The following is a 16,860-nucleotide window of genomic DNA, read 5'->3' as shown; positions in this document are numbered from 1 at the left end:
CCGCGGCGCCCGCGTAACGTTGCCCTTCACCACCAGCACACCCACCAGGACCGGCGATCCACGTGAGCTCCTCCTCGACTACCACCGGGCGTACGCCGTACCGGGGGCGCACCCCCGGCGCGTACCGACTGGTGCGTACCCCGCCGGCTCCCGTGAACCCCCCTCTCCTGGACGCATCGCAGCGTGCCGTGGTTGACCACACCGGCGGACCCCTGCTGGTGCTGGCCGGGCCCGGCACCGGCAAGACGACCACCCTGGTGGAGGCGGTCGCCGCCCGTATCGCCGGCGGCACCGACCCCGAGCGGATCCTGGTCCTCACCTTCAGCCGCAAGGCGGCGGTGGAGCTGCGCGACCGGATGGCGGCGCGCATCCCCGGCGCGCGCGCCCCGCAGGCCACCACCTTCCACTCCTACTGCTACGCCCTGATCCGCGCGCACCAGGACGCCGAGCTGTTCTCCGAGCCGCTGCGCCTGCTGTCCGGTCCGGAACAGGACCTCGCCGTGCGCGAGCTGCTGGCCGGACAGCTCGACCTGGAGCGCGAGGGCCTGGCCCGCGTCCACTGGCCCGACGAACTGCGGGCCTGCCTGACCACGCGCGGCTTCGCCGACGAGGTGCGGGCCGTGCTGGCCCGCTCCCGCGAGCTGGGCCTCGGGCCGCGCGCCCTGGCGGACTTCGCGGCGCGGCAGGGACGGCGCGACTGGTCGGCGGCCGCGCAGTTCCTCGCCGAGTACCTCGACGTGCTCGACATGCAGGGCGTACTGGACTACGCCGAGCTCGTGCACCGCGCCGTGCTGCTCGCCGGCTCCGCGGACCTCCCCTCCTACGACGCGGTCTTCGTCGACGAGTACCAGGACACCGACCCGGCGCAGGTCCGGCTGCTGAGGGCGCTGGCGGGGGGCGGGCGGACCCTGTACGCGTTCGGCGACCCCGACCAGTCGATCTACGCGTTCCGGGGCGCCGACGTCAACGGCATCCTCGACTTCCCGTACGCCTTCCGGCGCGCCGACGGCTCCCCGGCACCGGTCGCCGTGCTGACCACCTCGCGCCGCTCCGGCGCGGCGCTGCTGTCGGCGACCCGCCTGCTCACCGCGCGCATGCCCCTGCCGCGGCTGCCCGCCGACAAGGTGCGCGCCCACCGGGACCTGGCGGCGGTACGGGACGGCGGCCGCGTGGAGACGTACACCTTCCCGACCGCCTCCACGGAGCTCGACAACATCGCGGACATCCTGCGCCGCGCCCACCTGGAGGACGGCGTGCCCTGGCACGACATGGCGGTCCTCGTCCGCGCGGGCACCCGCACCATCCCCACCCTCCGTCGCGCCCTCACCTCCGCGGGCGTCCCCGTCGAGGTCGACGCCCCCGACATCCCACTGCGCCACGAGCCCGCGGTCTCCCCGCTCCTGACGGCCCTGCGCGCCGCGGCCACGGCGGCGCTCGGACCGGGCGCCGGTGCGGGCGCCGTGCCGGCGGACGGCGTCGGGGAAGCGGAGGCCGCCCTGCGCGCTGAGCCTGCGGAGAGTGCCGAGCCCGCGGGCGGCGCCGAGGGCGCGGAGGGGGTCGGGCTCCCGGGCGGCTCCGAGCCGCCGGAAGCCGGGGACGCGTGGCTCGACGCCGAGACGGCGATCGGGCTGCTCGCGTCACCGCTCGGCGGCATGGACGCCGCCGACCTGCGACGCCTCGGGCGGGCCCTGCGGGACGAGGAGCGGGCCGGCGGGAACAAGGTCCCCCCGCCCTCGGACCTGCTCATCGCCCGCGCCCTCGCCGAGCCCGAGCGGCTCGTCGCCCACGACCCCGCCTACGCCCGCGGCGCCCAGCGGCTGGGCCGGCTGCTGCACCGTACCCGCGAGCTCCTCGCGGCCGGCGGCACCGCCGAGGAGGCCCTCTGGCTGCTGTGGGACGGCACGCCGTGGCCCGCCCGCCTGCAGCGCGCCGCGCTCCGCGGCGGAGCCGCCGGCCGCAACGCCGACCGGGACCTGGACGCCGTGTGCGCCCTGTTCGACACCGCCGCACGCGCCGAGGAACGCACCGGCGGCCGCGGCGCCCTCAACTTCCTCGAAGAGCTCGACGCCCAGGACATCGCCGCGGACACCCTCTCCCGGCGGGTCGCCCGCCCCGACGCCGTCCGCCTGATGACCGCCCACCGCTCCAAGGGCCTCGAATGGAGCCTGGTCGTCGTGGCCGGCGTACAGGAAGGGCTCTGGCCGGACCTGCGCCGCCGCGGCTCCCTCCTGGAGGCCGACCGGATCGGCCGCGACGGCCTGGCCGAGCCGCTGACGCCCGGCGCCCTCCTCGCCGAGGAGCGCCGCCTGTTCTACGTCGCCGCCACCCGCGCCCGCGACCGCCTCGTCGTCACCGCCGTCAAGGCGCCCGCCGACGACGGCGACCAGCCCTCCCGCTTCCTGGCCGAGCTCGGTGTCGAGCCGAAGGACATCACCGGCCGCCCCCGCCGTCCGCTCGCCGTCGCGGCGCTCGTCGCCGAACTGCGCGCCACGACCGTCGACCCCGACGCCTCCCCGGCCCTGCGCGACGCCGCCGCCCGGCGCCTGGCCGAGCTCGCCGCGCTCACCGACGACGAGGACCAGCCGCTCGTCCCGGCGGCGCACCCCTACCGCTGGTGGGGGCTGTACGAGCCGACCCACTCCACCGCCCCCCTCCGGGACCGCGACCGGCCCGTCGCGCTCTCCGGCAGCGCCCTGGAGCAGCTCGCCCACACCTGCGCCCTCCAGTGGTTCCTGGGCCGCGAGGTCAAGGCGGACGCCCCCGCGACCGCCGCCCAGGGCTTCGGCAACGTCATCCACGTCCTCGCGGACGAGGTCGCCTCCGGCCGCACCCCCGCCGATCTCGCCGTCCTCATGGAGCGCCTCGACTCCGTGTGGAACGCGCTCGCCTTCGACGCCCCCTGGAAGTCCGCCCAGGAGAAGGAGCACGCGCGCGTGGCGCTGGAGAGGTTCCTGCGCTGGCACGTGATGGACCGCGGCGGCCGTAGCCCCGCGGCCACCGAGCACGACTTCGACGTCACGCTCGAAGCGGGGGAGTACGAGGTGCGCATCCGGGGCTCCATGGACCGCGTCGAGGCCGACGAGCACGGCCGCGCGTACGTCGTCGACTTCAAGACCGGCAAGTCGGCCCCGACCCGCGACGAGGTCGCCCACCACCCGCAGCTCGCCGTCTACCAGCTCGCCGTCCGCGAAGGTGCCCTCGACGAGGTCTTCGACGGCCGCCGCCCCGAGCCCGGCGGCGCGGAGCTCGTCCAGCTGCGCCAGCCCGCGCCCCGGAAGGAGGGCGGCGACCTGCTGCCGAAGGTGCAGGCCCAGGAGCCGCTCGCCGGCGAGTGGGTCGGCGACCTGCTCGCCACCGCCGCCGGACGCGTCCTGGACGAGCGCTTCACCCCCTCCGCCGGCCAGCACTGCACGCACTGCGCGTTCCGGGCCTCGTGCAGCGCCCGCCCCGAGGGCCGCCAGATCCTCGAGTGAGCGATGTCAGTGGCGGCGGTTAGCCTCGTTGACCGTGACCCCTCGCCTCACCGACCCCGAGCAGCTCAAGGAGCTCCTCGGCATCCCGTTCACCCCGGAGCAGACGGCCTGCATCACCGCGCCGCCCGCCCCGCAGGTCATCGTGGCCGGAGCCGGCTCCGGCAAGACGACGGTGATGGCCGCCCGGGTGGTCTGGCTGGTCGGCACGGGCCAGGTCGCCCCCGAGCAGGTCCTCGGCCTGACCTTCACCAACAAGGCGGCCGGCGAGCTCGCCGAGCGCGTCCGCAAGGCCCTCGTCCGGGCCGGGGTCACGGATCCGGACCTCATCGACCCGGACAACCCCCCGGGCGAACCGCGCATCTCCACGTACCACGCCTTCGCCGGACAACTGCTCACCGACCACGGCCTGCGGCTCGGCCTGGAGCCCACCGCCCGGCTGCTCGCCGACGCCACCCGCTACCAGCTCGCCGCGCGGGTGCTGCGCGAGGCCCCCGGGCCCTACCCGGCGCTCACCAAGTCGTTCCCGGCCCTCGTCAGCGACCTCCTCGCCCTCGACGCGGAGCTCGCCGAGCACCTCGTACGCCCCGCCGACCTCCTCGCGTACGACGCCGAGCTCCTCGCCGCCCTCGAAGACGCCCGGCTCACCAACGCCGACCTGCGCAAGGTCCCCGAGGCGGCCCGGGCCCGCCGCGAGCTCACCGGCCTCGTGGCCCGCTACCGCGAGGCGAAGCGCAGCCGCGACCTGCTCGACTTCGGCGACCAGATCGCCCTCTCCGCCGAGCTCGCCCTCACCCGCCCCGAGGTCGGGGCCCTGCTGCGCGACGAGTTCCGTGTCGTCCTCCTCGACGAGTACCAGGACACGTCCGTCGCGCAGCGGCTGCTGCTGTCGGGGCTCTTCGGCGGGGGCACCGGCCACCCGGTCACCGCCGTGGGCGACCCCTGCCAGGCGATCTACGGCTGGCGCGGCGCGTCCGTGGCGAACCTGGACGACTTCCCCGAGCACTTCCCGTACGCGGACGGGACCCCTGCCACCCGCCACGCGCTCAGTGAGAACCGCCGCAGCGGCGGGCGTCTCCTCGACCTGGCCAACGGCCTCGCCGCGCCGCTGCGCGCCATGCACGAGGGCGTGGAGGCCCTGCGCCCCGCGCCCGGCGCCGAACGCGACGGCAGCGTCCGCATCGCCCTGCTGCCCACCCAGGCGGAGGAGATCGCCTGGCTGGCCGACTCCATCGCCCATCTCGTCCGCACCGGTGGGGAGCCGGGCGAGATCGCCGTCCTGTGCCGTACGGCCACCGACTTCCCCGAGATCCAGGCCGCCCTCGTGGAGCGCGACATCCCGGTCGAGGTGGTGGGCCTGTCCGGCCTGCTGCACCTGCCCGAGGTGGCGGACCTGGTCGCCGTCTGCGAGGTCCTGCAGGACCCCGGCGCCAACGCCTCCCTGGTACGGCTGCTCACCGGCCCGCGCTGGCGCATCGGCGCCCGCGACCTGGCGCTGCTGGGCCGCCGCGCGCGGCTCCTGGTCCACCGCGACCGGGACGCCGACACGGACCCCGACGAACGGCTGGCGGCCGCGGTCGAGGGCGTGGACCCGGCCGAGGTGGTCTCGCTCGCCGACGCCCTGGACACCTTCCTGGAGCCGGCCGGCCAGGACGACGGCCTGCCCTTCTCCGCCGAGGCGCGGGTGCGGTTCGCCCGCCTCGCCGCCGAGCTGCGCGACCTGCGCCGCTCCCTGGCCGACCCGCTGATGGACGTCCTGCACCGGATCCTCGCCACGACCGGCCTGGAGGTCGAGCTCTCCGCGTCCCCGCACGCCCTGGCCGCCCGCCGCCGCGAGACGCTCGCCAACTTCCTCGACATAGCGGCCGGCTTCGCCTCCCTCGACGGCGAGGCGACACTGCTGGCCTTCCTGGGGTTCCTCCGCACGGCCGCGCAGTACGAGAAGGGCCTGGACAACGCCCTGCCGGGCGGCGAGAACACGGTCAAGGTCCTCACCGCCCACAAGTCCAAGGGCCTGGAGTGGGACGTGGTCGCCGTCCCCGGCCTGGTCACCGGCCAGTTCCCCAGCACCAGGTCCCGCGAGTCCTGGACAGCCCAGCCGCAGGTCCTCCCGCACGCGCTGCGCGGCGACGCCGCGACACTGCCGGCGGTCGACGGGTGGGACGCGAAGTCCCTGAAGTCCTTCAAGGACGCCATGAAGGACCACCAGCACACCGAGGAGCTCCGCCTCGGCTACGTGACCTTCACCCGGCCGCGCTCCCTGCTGCTGGCCTCGGCCCACTGGTGGGGCCCGTCCCAGAAGCGGCCGCGCGGCCCGTCGCCGTTCCTCCACGCGCTGTACGACCACTGCGCGGCGGGCTTCGGCGAGATCGAGGCATGGGCGGACGAGCCCGAGGAGGGCGCCGAGAACCCCTGCCTGGGCGCGTCGTCGGCGGACCGGCCCTGGCCGCTCCCGCTGGACCCCGCCTCCCTCGCCCGCCGCCGTGCGGCCGCCGACACGGTCCTGCGCCACCTGGAGACCCGGTCCACCGCCGCCCGGGACACCTCCGGCCACGCGGACCTCTCCGATCACTCGCGTCACTCGGCCTTCTCCGGCCGCTCGGGCATCTCCGGCCACTCCGACCTGCGCGGCCACCCCGACCTGGGTGACCACCCCGACCTGCGTGACCACCCCGACCCGGACGAGCCGTGGCCCGACGACCTGGCAGGCCCCGACGAGCCGTGGCCCGACGGCCACCCCGAGGCGGACGAGGCGTGGCCCGACGACCTGGCAGGCCCCGACCTGCGCGACCACCCCGACCCCGACGAGCCGTGGCCCGACGACCTCGCCGACTGGGACGAGTGGGCGGCCGAGCTGCCCGGGGAGCGCCCCGCCGGCCCCCCGCACGCGGACCTGCCCGCCCCCCGGCGCGGCGATGCCGCCGACGGCCCACGGTCCGAGGACCCGGCTCCGGCCCCTGCCCAGACCCACGAAGCCGCGCCGGCCCAGGCACCCGCCCTCGGCCCCGGAGGTGAGCGGGGTGCCGCGGCCCGCCTCACCCCCGAGGAGGCCCGCACCATCGCCTCCTGGGACCGCGACCTCAGCGCCCTCACCACCGAGCTGCTGCGCGCCCGCGCCACCACCCGTGACGTCCACCTGCCCGCGTCGCTCACCGCCTCGCAGCTGCTGCGCCTCGCCGCCGACCCCGACGGCTTCGCGCAGGAGCTGGCCCGGCCCATGCCGCGTCCGCCGCAGCCCGCCGCGCGTCGCGGGACGCGGTTCCACGCGTGGGTGGAGGCCCGGTTCGAGGAGCTCCCGCTCCCGCTGCTCGGGCCCGACGAGCTGCCGGGCGGCGAGGCGTACGCCGATGAGCCGGAGATCGCCGACGAGCGGGACCTCGCGGCGCTCAAGGAGGCGTTCGAGAACACCCCGTACGCCCACCGCATCCCGTACCGGGTGGAGGCGCCGTTCCAGCTGACCCTCGCCGGACGCGTGGTCCGCGGCCGCATCGACGCCGTCTACCGGGACGCGCGGACGGGGACGTACGAGATCGTCGACTGGAAGACCAACCGCTTCCGCACCGCCGATCCCCTCCAGCTCGCGGTCTACCGCCTCGCCTGGGCCGAGCAGCACGGCCTCGCGCCGGAGGAGGTCGCGGCGGCCTTCGTGTACGTCCGCACGGGTGAGGTCGTCCGCCCGGACGGCCTCCCCGGCCGGGCGGAGATCGAGCGCATCCTGCTCCGTGGGACGGCCGACGGGACGACCCGCGATCCCGGATAGGCTCAAGGGCATGAGCGACACCCCGGACAGCGCCGTCCAGACCGTCCGTACGTACATCGAGCAGCACCGCGCCGCCTTCCTCGACGACCTCGCCGAGTGGCTGCGCATCCCGTCCGTGTCGGCGCAGCCCGAGCACGCCCCGGACGTACGGCGCAGTGCCGAGTGGCTGGTGGCGAAGCTCGCGGAGACCGGGTTCCCGGTCGCCGAGGTCTGGGAGACGGACGGCGCCCCGGCGGTCTACGCCGAGTGGCCCTCCGGCGAGGCGGACGCGCCCACCGTCCTGGTCTACGGCCACCACGACGTCCAGCCCGCCGCCCGCGCGGACGGCTGGGACACCGACCCCTTCGAGCCGGTGATCCGCGACGGCCGGCTCCACGCGCGCGGCGCCGCCGACGACAAGGGCCAGGTGTTCTTCCACACGCTCGGCGTCCGCGCCCACCTCGCGCTGTCCGGGCGCACGGCCCCCGCCGTCAACCTCAAGCTGCTGGTCGAGGGGGAGGAGGAGTCCGGCTCGCCGCACTTCCGCGCGCTCGTCGAGCGGCACCGCGACCGCCTCACCGCCGACGCGGTGGTCGTCTCGGACACCGGTATGTGGTCGCGGGACACCCCGACGGTGTGCACCGGGATGCGCGGTGTGGCCGACTGCGAGATCACGCTGTACGGACCGGACCAGGACATCCACTCCGGTTCGTTCGGCGGCGCCGTGCCGAACCCGGCCACCGTCGCCGCCCGCCTCGTCGCCGCCCTGCACGACGAGGACGAACGGGTCACCGTCCCCGGGTTCTACGACGGCATCGCGGAGCTCACCGACCGGGAGCGCGCACTGATCGCCGAGCTCCCCTTCGACGAGGCGTCCTGGCTGGCAAGCGCGGTGTCGTACGCCACCTTCGGCGAGGCCGGCTACTCCACCCTGGAGCGGGTCTGGGCCCGCCCGACCGCCGAGGTCAACGGCATCGGCGGGGGCTACCAGGGCCCCGGCGGCAAGACGATCATCCCCGCGACGGCGCATCTGAAGCTGTCGTTCCGGCTGGTCGCCGGCCAGGACCCGGACAAGATCGAACTGGCCGTCCGCGACTGGGTCGCCGCCCGCGTCCCGGCCGGCATCCGCCACGAGATCACCTTCGGCGCGGCCACCCGCCCCTGTCTGACGCCCCTCGACCACCCGGCCCTGCAGTCGGTCGTGCGGTCGATGAGCACGGCGTTCGACGGCGCGCGGATCCGCTTCACGCGCGAGGGCGGCTCCGGCCCGGCGGCGGACCTGCAGGACGTGCTGGAGGCCCCGGTGCTGTTCCTCGGCATCTCCGTGCCGTCCGACGGCTGGCACGCGCCGAACGAGAAGGTCGAGCTCGACCTGCTGCTCAAGGGCGTGGAGACGACGGCCCACCTGTGGGGCGACCTCTCCGCGGCACTGCGCTGAAGCGGCCGGAGCGGCGGAAGCGATGAAGACACGTCAAACCACCCGGGGGAGTTGGAACCACCAGTGACCACCATCAGCAACGAAACCCGCCGGCCGATCGGCCTGACGGCCCCGAGCGGTATCGACCGCGCGGCGCACCACCGTCTCGACGAGGCGTGGCTGGCCGCGGCATGGAGCCACCCGACGACCCGGGTGTTCGTGGTCTCCGGCGGCCAGGTCCTGATCGACGACACCCCCGACGGGCGCACCGAACTGGTGATGACCCCGTCGTTCGAGGCCCCGCTCACCGAGACCCACCGCTACTTCCTGGGGACGGACGAGGACGGCGTCAGCTACTTCGCGCTCCAGAAGGACGCGTTGCCGGGCCGCATGGACCAGTCGGCCCGCCCGGCCGGGCTGCGCGAGGCGGGGCTGCTGCTGTCGCCGCGCGACGCGGGCCTGATGGTGCACGCGGTGGCGCTGGAGAACTGGCAGCGGCTGCACCGCTTCTGCTCGCGGTGCGGAGAGCGCACGGTGATCGCGGCAGCCGGCCACATCCGCCGCTGCCCGGCCTGCGGCGCCGAGCACTACCCGCGTACGGACCCGGCGGTGATCATGCTGGTGACGGACGACCAGGACCGCGCGCTGCTGGGCCGCCAGGTGCACTGGCCGGAAGGCCGCTTCTCGACGCTGGCGGGCTTCGTGGAGCCGGGCGAGTCGATCGAGCAGTCGGTGGCGCGCGAGGTCTACGAGGAGGCCGGCGTGACGGTCGGCGAGGTCCGGTACGTCGCCAGCCAGCCGTGGCCGTTCCCGTCCAGCCTCATGCTGGGCTTCATGGCGCGGGCGACGTCCAGCGAGATCGACGTGGACGGGGACGAGATCGAGGAGGCCCGCTGGTTCTCCCGGGACGAGCTGCGGGCCGCGTTCGAATCCGGCGAGGTCCTTCCCCCGTACGGGATTTCGATCGCGGCCCGTCTGATCGAGCTCTGGTACGGCGAGCCGCTGCCGAGGCCCGGAAACGCGGCCTGAAGGCGTCCCGCCGGCGCCTCAGGCGCCGATCTTCTGCTTGACCTGGGCCAGCGAGGGGTTGGTCAGCGTCGTGCCGTCCGCGAAGAGCACGGTCGGCACGGTCTGGTTGCCTCCGTTGGCCTTCTCGACGAACGCGGCCGACTCGGGATCCAGCTCGATGTTGACCTCCGTGTACGCGATGCCCTCCCGGTCCAGCTGGCTCTTCAGCCGCCGGCAGTAGCCGCACCACGTCGTGCTGTACATCGTCAGGCTGCCCTGCATCGTCTCTGCGCTCCTCGGGGTCGCTCGGGGGTGAGGGTGCCGCACGGCACCAGCAGACAGAACGTACGGGGCCCCGTCACCATTCCCGCCGGGCCGGCACGCCGGACAGCCCCGGCCCGGGACAAAAGCACGGCGCCCCGCCCCGGACCCCGACGACCGCGGCCCCAGCCGCCCGCCCACGGCCGCCGCCCCCGTCCCAGCCGTACGACCGCGCCCCGGCCCCATTCATACGACCGCGACCCCTGCCCTGTGGACAACCGTCACGCCCGCAACCGGCGACCTGGCAGCATGGCAGGGTGACAGCAGCAACGGACTCCACTCTCTTCCCGCAGGTCCCTCCGACCGCCGACGCGGTGCTCGACGGGCTCGACCCCGAGCAGCGCGAGGTGGCGACGGCCCTGCACGGTCCGGTGTGCGTGCTGGCGGGAGCCGGTACGGGCAAGACGCGTGCGATCACCCACCGGATCGCCTACGGCGTCCGGGCGGGCATCATCGCGCCCGCCAGCGTGCTCGCCGTCACCTTCACCAACCGCGCCGCGGGCGAGATGCGCGGCCGGCTGCGCCAGCTCGGCGCGGGCGGCGTCCAGGCGCGCACGTTCCACTCCGCGGCCCTGCGCCAGCTCCAGTACTTCTGGCCGAAAGCCGTCGGTGGTGAGCTGCCCCGGCTGGTCGAGCGCAAGATCCAGCTCGTCGCCGAGGCGGCCGCGCGCTGCCGGATCCGGCTCGACCGCAACGAGCTGCGCGACACCACGGGCGAGATCGAGTGGGCCAAGGTCACCCAGACCGTGCCCGGCGACTACCCGGCCGCGGTGGCCAAGGCGCAGCGCGACGCTCCGCGCGACCCCGCGGAGATCGGCCAGATCTATGCCATGTACGAACAGCTGAAGCGGGACCGCGGAGTCATCGACTTCGAGGACGTCCTGCTGCTGACCGTCGGCATCCTCCAGGACCGGCACGACATCGCCGAGCAGATCCGCCGCCAGTACCAGCACTTCGTGGTGGACGAGTACCAGGACGTCTCCCCGCTCCAGCAGCGGCTCCTCGACCTGTGGCTGGGCGACCGGGACAGCCTGTGCGTCGTCGGCGACGCCAGCCAGACGATCTACTCCTTCACCGGTGCCACCCCCGACCACCTGCTGAACTTCCGCACCCGCCACCCGAACGCCACCGTGGTGAAGCTGGTCCGCGACTACCGCTCGACCCCGCAGATCGTCCACCTCGCCAACGGGCTGCTCGGCCAGGCCCGCGGCCGGGCCGCCGAGCACCGCCTGGAGCTGATCTCCCAGCGGGACCCCGGCCCCGAGCCCGCCTACACCGAGTACGCGGACGAGCCCGCCGAGGCGGAGGGCACCGCCCGCCGCATCCGCGACCTGATCGCCGCCGGCGTCCCGGCCGGCGAGATCGCGGTGCTGTACCGGATCAACGCCCAGTCGGAGGTCTATGAGCAGGCCCTGGCCGACGCCGGTGTGCCCTACCAACTGCGCGGCGCCGAGCGCTTCTTCGAGCGCGCCGAGGTCCGCGAGGCGGGCGTGGCCCTGCGCGGCGCGGCCCGCGCCGGGGGCAACGACGCGCTGCTGGACGACGCCGGGGACCTGCCCTCGCAGGTGCGGGCGGTGCTGTCCACCAAGGGCTGGACCACCGAGCCGCCGGCCGGCTCCGGGGCGGTCCGCGACCGCTGGGAGTCCCTGGCCGCCCTGGTCCGGCTCGCCGAGGACTTCGCCCGGGCCCGTCCGGACGCGGGCCTCGGCGACCTGGTCGCCGAGCTCGACGAGCGGGCCGCCGCCCAGCACGCGCCCACGGTCCAGGGCGTCACCCTGGCGTCGCTGCACGCGGCGAAGGGCCTGGAGTGGGACGCGGTGTTCCTGGTCGGTCTGACCGAGGGCATGATGCCGATCACCTACGCCAAGACCGACGAGCAGGTCGAGGAGGAGCGCCGCCTGCTCTACGTCGGCGTCACCCGCGCCCGGCTGCACCTGTCGCTGTCCTGGGCGCTCTCCCGCGCGCCCGGCGGGCGCGCCTCGCGCCGCCCCACCCGCTTCCTCGCGGGGCTGCGGCCGGGCTCCTCGCTGCCCGGTGCCCGCACCCCGGGCGGGAGCGGCGGCATCGAGCGGGGCAGCGGCGGCCGGCGCAAGCGCCGCGGCCCGGTGCAGTGCCGGGTGTGCGGGACGACCCTCACCGACGCCGGCGAGATGAAGCTGATGCGCTGCGAGGGGTGTCCCTCCGATATGGACGAGGCGCTCTACGAGCGGCTGCGCGAGTGGCGTTCGGAGCAGGCCAGGCAGCTGGGACAGCCCGCGTACTGCGTCTTCACCGACAAGACGCTGATGGCGATCGCGGAGACCGTGCCGTCGACCGACGGCGAGCTGGCGGCCATCTCCGGTGTCGGCGCCCGCAAACTGGACCGCTTCGGCACCGATGTCCTCGCCCTTTGCGCTGGTCAAGAGCTTGCGGCGGACGACGGCGAAGACGCGTGAAAACTCGTCGGAAAAATAGTTTGCGCCCGCAGTAGTGATCCCCATAGGTTCTTAACCACGAGCACAGCGGCTTCTCTGAAGCCCTGTCCTTGTGCTGTACTTATCCGAATACGCGCGGGACCGGCTGCGACCGGTCCCCTGAGACGCCGAGAGGAGGCGATTCCAGTGATCAGCATCAACGCCAGCTTCATCAGCACCACCGCCAAAATGACCGATCGCTCGGTCGTCTCCGCCTGCTCGCTCGGCCTCTCCGGTTCGGCGTTCATCGGCACCGGCATGTCCGGCTTCGCAGCCGTGCGTCCCGCCACGCTCCTGACGGCTCTCCCCGTCCGTGAGCGCAATGAGCGACCGACCAAGGCACTGGAAGCAGGAGTAGCAGCGGCAGAGGCCCAGGCCTATGCCTTTGCGGCGACCGGTGCCGAAACCAAGCAGCAGACGCAGCAGCACCACACCATGTGGGCCTTCCGTGGGCTCGAACCCTGGAGTGATCCAGCCTGATCCAGATCAGGCCGGCGCCTTCAGGGCCGCGGAACCCCACCCGGGATCCGCGGCCCTTCTGTTTGCCCTCACGAGGGAGACGGAGTGAAGGGGCCTCGGGACAAGGCACGACCCGGTACCAGCCCACCGGCCGACCGGCCGGACCGACCAGACGAGGAAGACAGAACCGTGCAACTCGAAGCGCACGCCCCGTCCGTACCGCCTTCGCAAACGATCACCCCGCCCGGCCTCACGGAGGACCCCGCTTTGACCCCCCTCACCGCGCTGACCGCGCTCGACGACGCCATCGAGAACCTCGGCGTACCCGTTCCCTGCCGTGCCTACGACCCGGAGGTCTTCTTCGCGGAGTCGCCGGCCGACGTCGAGTACGCCAAGTCCCTCTGCCGGACCTGCCCGCTCATGGCGGCCTGCCTGGCCGGTGCCAAGGAGCGCCGCGAGCCGTGGGGCGTCTGGGGCGGTGAGCTCTTCGTCCAGGGCGTGGTCGTCGCCCGCAAGCGGCCCCGTGGCCGCCCGCGCAAGAACCCGGTCACCGCATGAACGTCCGCACCGGAACCATCGACCGCCCCCTGACGCACGATCCCCAGAAGCAGGCCCCTATGACCTCTTCCGCGAGCGAGCCCAACGGCTCCGCCACCCCAGCCTTCACCACCATCGGTGCGAACGCCTCGCGCCAGAACAGGACCCGTGAGATGCAACTCATCCAAGAAGCCTTGGCCCGTGCTCATATGCACGAGCGCATGCGCGAAGTCGACGCGGAACGCCAGGCCGTGCGCCTGGTCGCCGCCCGGCGCATGCAGCGCCGCGCCGAGCGCGTGTCGATGCGCGCCCGCCGCGCGCTGGCCATGGCCGTCATGCACTAGTACCACCCGGTACTGAGCCAGACAGCGGAACCCTCGCGGGGACCGGTCCGAACGGACCGGTCCCCGCGGTGCGTTGCGCCCGGCCCGGGGGCCCGCGGAGTTATCGTCCCGTGGTGAACGAGCGGATTCCTCCCCCCGGGCAGCAGGGCAAGCACAGCGTGGTGTGCTCCCGCTGCGGCAAGACCGCCGACAACCTGCCGGTGACCTGGACGTGTTCCGTGGAGAACGGCAGCCGCCACTACTTCTGTGACGACTGCGCCCGCACCCACCTCAGAGCCATCGAGAGCAGACTCGACTCCGCCTGGTGGTGACGGCGCAGCGCACGGCGCGGCCGCCACCACCTCCAGGCCGGGCCTACGCCTCCGCCGGGACCGTCTCCTCCGTGTCGTCGGCGCTGCCGGCCGTGCTCGCGGTGTCGTCGGCATCCGCGGTGTCCGCAGCGTCCGCGGTGTCGTCGCCGTCCTCCGCCACGAACCCCGGCAGCCACGACTCCAGCTCGTCCCGCAGCCGCACCGTCGCGTTCAGCTGGCACAGCACACCGATCGTGCTCAGCGTCACCCGGTGGATGAGCAGATACGAGGGCGGCAGGTTGAGCTGCTTGCCCAACTGGTGTGCGGGGGAACGCATATCGGCTATCCGGGCCGCCTGCGAACGGATCCAGCCACGGGTGAACGTGAACGCGTCCGCCTCCGCCGGCTCGATGATCGGCAGCAGGTACTCCAGCACCGCGTCCGGGTCGAGCTCGATCGTCTCCTTGACGAACCCGTCCGCGCACAGCAGCGCGTAGACCGCCTCGGCGTCGCCCTCCAGGGTCAGCCGCAGACAGGTGCCGATGGTCTCCGGCAGGCCGCCCGGCAGCCGGTCCACCGTGCCGAAGTCCAGCACGCCCAGCCGCCAGTCGCCGTCATCGGCGGGCAGCAGCCGGAAGTTGCCCGGATGCGGATCCGCGTGCAGCAGACCCGTGCGCGCGGGGCCCGAGAACAGGAACCGCGCCAGCAGCTGACCCGCGCGGTCGCGCTGCTCCTGCGTCCCGTCCGCGATGATCTCCGACAGCGGTATCCCGTCGATCCACTCCGTCACCAGCACCTGGTCGGACTGGTGCACCACCTCCGGCACCACGACATCGGGGTCGTCGGCGAACTCCGTGGCGTGATGGCGCTGCGCCTCCGCCTCCAGGCCGTAGTCCAGCTCCTCCGCCACCCGGTCGCGCAGCTCCTTGATCAGCGGCTTGACGTCCATGCCCGGCATCAGCGGCCCGAGCAGCCGGGCGAACCGGCTCAGCTGCGCGAGGTCCGACAGCAGGGCTTCCCCCGCCCCCGGGTACTGCACCTTCACCGCGACCTCACGGCCGTCGTGCCACACCGCCCGGTGCACCTGGCCGATCGACGCCGCCGCGGACGGTTTGTCCTCGAACTCCGCGAACAGCTCGCGCCATTCGGGACCCAGCCGCTCCTCCAGCACCGCGTGGACCGTACGGGTCGGCATCGGCGGCGCCGCCTCCTGAAGCTTGGTCAGCGCCGCCCGGTAGGGTCCCGCGACCTCCTCCGGAAGCGCCGACTCGAAGACGGACATCGCCTGCCCGAACTTCATCGCGCCGCCCTTGAGCTCACCGAGCACCCTGAACAGCTGGTCGGCCGTCCGCTGTTGCAGCTCGCGCGCCACGAGCTCCGCCGACTTGCCGCCGATCCGCTTGCCCAGTCCCCATGTGGCCCGGCCTGCGAAGCTCAACGGCAACGCGGCCAACTTGGCGGTTCGGGTGACCGCCTTCCGGGGAAGATCAGACATACGCCCCTCCACATCCCAGCCTGCCGTGCCGCGTTGCCGAGGCAGACTTCCGTCGTCGGCCTTACCCCGCCATTGTGTCCTGCCCCCGGCCGGTGTCCGATGCGCGCACCCCCTCTCGCCGCCCGGCGGCCCCGCACGTGCAGTCGGTGTGCGGGGCGATGCGCTCGGAGCGCCAGTCCAGCGCGGGCAGCGACGTCTCCCAGCGCGCCCCCGTGCTCGCGGGCAACTCCCCGTCCAGATACGCCAGCGCGTGCGCCGCCGTCAGCCCGGCGACCGCCGACGCCAGACCCAGATCGCAGGCCGGGACCCGGCTCTGCCGTCCCGAACGCCACTGCGCCACCATGCGTGGCCACGCCGGATCGCGATCCGCCCGCTCCAGATCCAGGCACCGGGCGCACGCCGTCCCTCCGGGCAGCACCAGCGGCCCGACCACACCGGTCGCCTCGACCACCCCCGCGTAGAGATGGGGCGTGCCCGTGGCGACCCAGTCGTCGGCCTGCAAGGGATCCGGCGCGTACGCCGCCAGCCCGTCCCGCGGGGCGACCACGACCAGCGACAGTCCCGGCTCCGAGCAGGCCGCCCTCCCCGCGCGGGGCCCCCGCGCCGTGCGGGGCACCCGGGTCCCCGGGGCCGACCTGCCCACCAGACGCCGGGCCGCCGCGTCCCGCCGCTCGCCCACCGCCTCCGCCGGCAGCCCGCCCGGCGCCACGTCCCACGGCTCCACGCGACCGCCGTCGAGCACCTCCACGGTGCCGACGCCCGACGCGGACAGCAGCGCCGCGACACCCGCCCCCACCCGTCCGGCGCCCCGCACCTGCACCCGCATCGAGCGCCGCGCCGCCAGCCGTCGTATCGCGCCACCCGGATCGCGGTGGACGACCGACAGCGACGCCAGGTCGGCGCGGAGCCGGTCGAGCGTGCCGTCCTCCGCGCGCAGGGCGTCCGCCGCCGGGTCGCCCACGGCCGCGTCGTCCAGCAGCCCCGCGTCCGCCAGCCGGGCCAGCACCGCTTCCATCCGCTCCTCGGACAACCCCAGGGCCCGGGCCTCCTCACGCAGCAGAGCGAGTCCCCGTGTCCCGTCGAACAGACCGAGCAGGCTCCCCGTCGTCGTGTCCACGGGACCCAGCACCACGGCATGCGCCGGTGTCGCCCCGAACTGCACGAACTGAAGATTCCGCCAGGCGCGCCGCAGCGCCGGCTTCACCATCGGATGCATATCGTCCCCCGTGATCTTTGCGAATCCCCGTCGGTCCGCGATGCCAGAATGCCCGCCGCGGCCAATCGCGGCGCAAAGTTGTCCACAGGGTCGGTCCAATAATCGTTCAAA

At 74.1% G+C, this 16,860-nt stretch carries 12 protein-coding genes; 9 read left to right on the top strand and 3 right to left on the bottom strand.

What is annotated here, in order from left to right:
* Positions 1-62: 62 nt before the first annotated feature.
* The 4 genes from ACIA79_RS09555 to nudC all read left to right on the top strand — a co-directional run bounded on the left by ACIA79_RS09555 (position 63) and on the right by nudC (position 9,655).
* Positions 63-3,473 (top strand): ATP-dependent helicase, encoded by a 3,411-nt coding sequence (locus ACIA79_RS09555; RefSeq protein WP_399427590.1) that lies wholly within the window; start codon positions 63-65, stop codon positions 3,471-3,473.
* Positions 3,474-3,507: 34 nt separating this feature from the next.
* Positions 3,508-7,230 (top strand): UvrD-helicase domain-containing protein, encoded by a 3,723-nt coding sequence (locus ACIA79_RS09550; protein WP_399427589.1) that lies wholly within the window; start codon positions 3,508-3,510, stop codon positions 7,228-7,230.
* 10 nt (positions 7,231-7,240) lie between these two features.
* The gene (locus ACIA79_RS09545) at positions 7,241-8,647 is read left to right on the top strand and encodes a dipeptidase (RefSeq protein WP_399427588.1); all 1,407 of its coding nucleotides are present in this window, start codon (positions 7,241-7,243) and stop codon (positions 8,645-8,647) included.
* Positions 8,648-8,710: 63 nt separating this feature from the next.
* Positions 8,711-9,655 (top strand): NAD(+) diphosphatase, encoded by a 945-nt coding sequence (nudC, locus tag ACIA79_RS09540; RefSeq protein WP_399427587.1) that lies wholly within the window; start codon positions 8,711-8,713, stop codon positions 9,653-9,655.
* A gap of 18 nt (positions 9,656-9,673) precedes the next feature.
* Here the strand turns inward: nudC and ACIA79_RS09535 are convergent, their stop codons facing one another.
* Positions 9,674-9,916, bottom strand: coding sequence for a mycoredoxin (locus ACIA79_RS09535; RefSeq protein WP_031078567.1), 243 nt, complete (start codon positions 9,914-9,916; stop codon positions 9,674-9,676).
* A 296-nt stretch (positions 9,917-10,212) separates the two neighbouring features.
* Here ACIA79_RS09535 and ACIA79_RS09530 point away from each other — a divergent pair, with 296 nt between their 5' ends.
* From ACIA79_RS09530 to ACIA79_RS09510, 5 genes are all read left to right on the top strand, one after another.
* Positions 10,213-12,390 (top strand): ATP-dependent DNA helicase UvrD2, encoded by a 2,178-nt coding sequence (locus ACIA79_RS09530; RefSeq protein ID WP_399427586.1) that lies wholly within the window; start codon positions 10,213-10,215, stop codon positions 12,388-12,390.
* Between the two features lie 165 nt (positions 12,391-12,555).
* On the top strand, positions 12,556-12,888 hold the full coding sequence (locus ACIA79_RS09525; protein ID WP_399427585.1) for a hypothetical protein: 333 nt from the start codon (positions 12,556-12,558) through the stop codon (positions 12,886-12,888).
* Between the two features lie 168 nt (positions 12,889-13,056).
* Complete coding sequence (locus tag ACIA79_RS09520) at positions 13,057-13,425, top strand: WhiB family transcriptional regulator (protein WP_399427584.1); 369 nt, start codon at positions 13,057-13,059, stop codon at positions 13,423-13,425.
* Positions 13,422-13,748, top strand: coding sequence for a hypothetical protein (locus tag ACIA79_RS09515; protein WP_399427583.1), 327 nt, complete (start codon positions 13,422-13,424; stop codon positions 13,746-13,748). The genes ACIA79_RS09520 and ACIA79_RS09515 overlap by 4 nt, the downstream gene beginning before the upstream one ends.
* 113 nt (positions 13,749-13,861) lie before the next feature.
* Positions 13,862-14,059, top strand: a complete 198-nt coding sequence (locus ACIA79_RS09510; protein WP_399427582.1) for a hypothetical protein — start codon at positions 13,862-13,864, stop codon at positions 14,057-14,059.
* Between the two features lie 43 nt (positions 14,060-14,102).
* Here the strand turns inward: ACIA79_RS09510 and ACIA79_RS09505 are convergent, their stop codons facing one another.
* Positions 14,103-15,533 (bottom strand): ABC1 kinase family protein, encoded by a 1,431-nt coding sequence (locus tag ACIA79_RS09505; RefSeq protein WP_399427581.1) that lies wholly within the window; start codon positions 15,531-15,533, stop codon positions 14,103-14,105.
* A gap of 61 nt (positions 15,534-15,594) precedes the next feature.
* Positions 15,595-16,749 (bottom strand): ThiF family adenylyltransferase, encoded by a 1,155-nt coding sequence (locus ACIA79_RS09500; RefSeq protein WP_399427580.1) that lies wholly within the window; start codon positions 16,747-16,749, stop codon positions 15,595-15,597.
* Between the last annotated feature and the right edge of the window lie 111 nt (positions 16,750-16,860).

Source organism: Streptomyces sp. NPDC051310 (assembly GCF_044455245.1).
GTDB lineage: Bacteria > Actinomycetota > Actinomycetes > Streptomycetales > Streptomycetaceae > Streptomyces.
The sequence above is the reverse complement of the archived record's forward strand: the minus strand, read 5'-3'. Positions and strand labels throughout refer to the sequence as shown.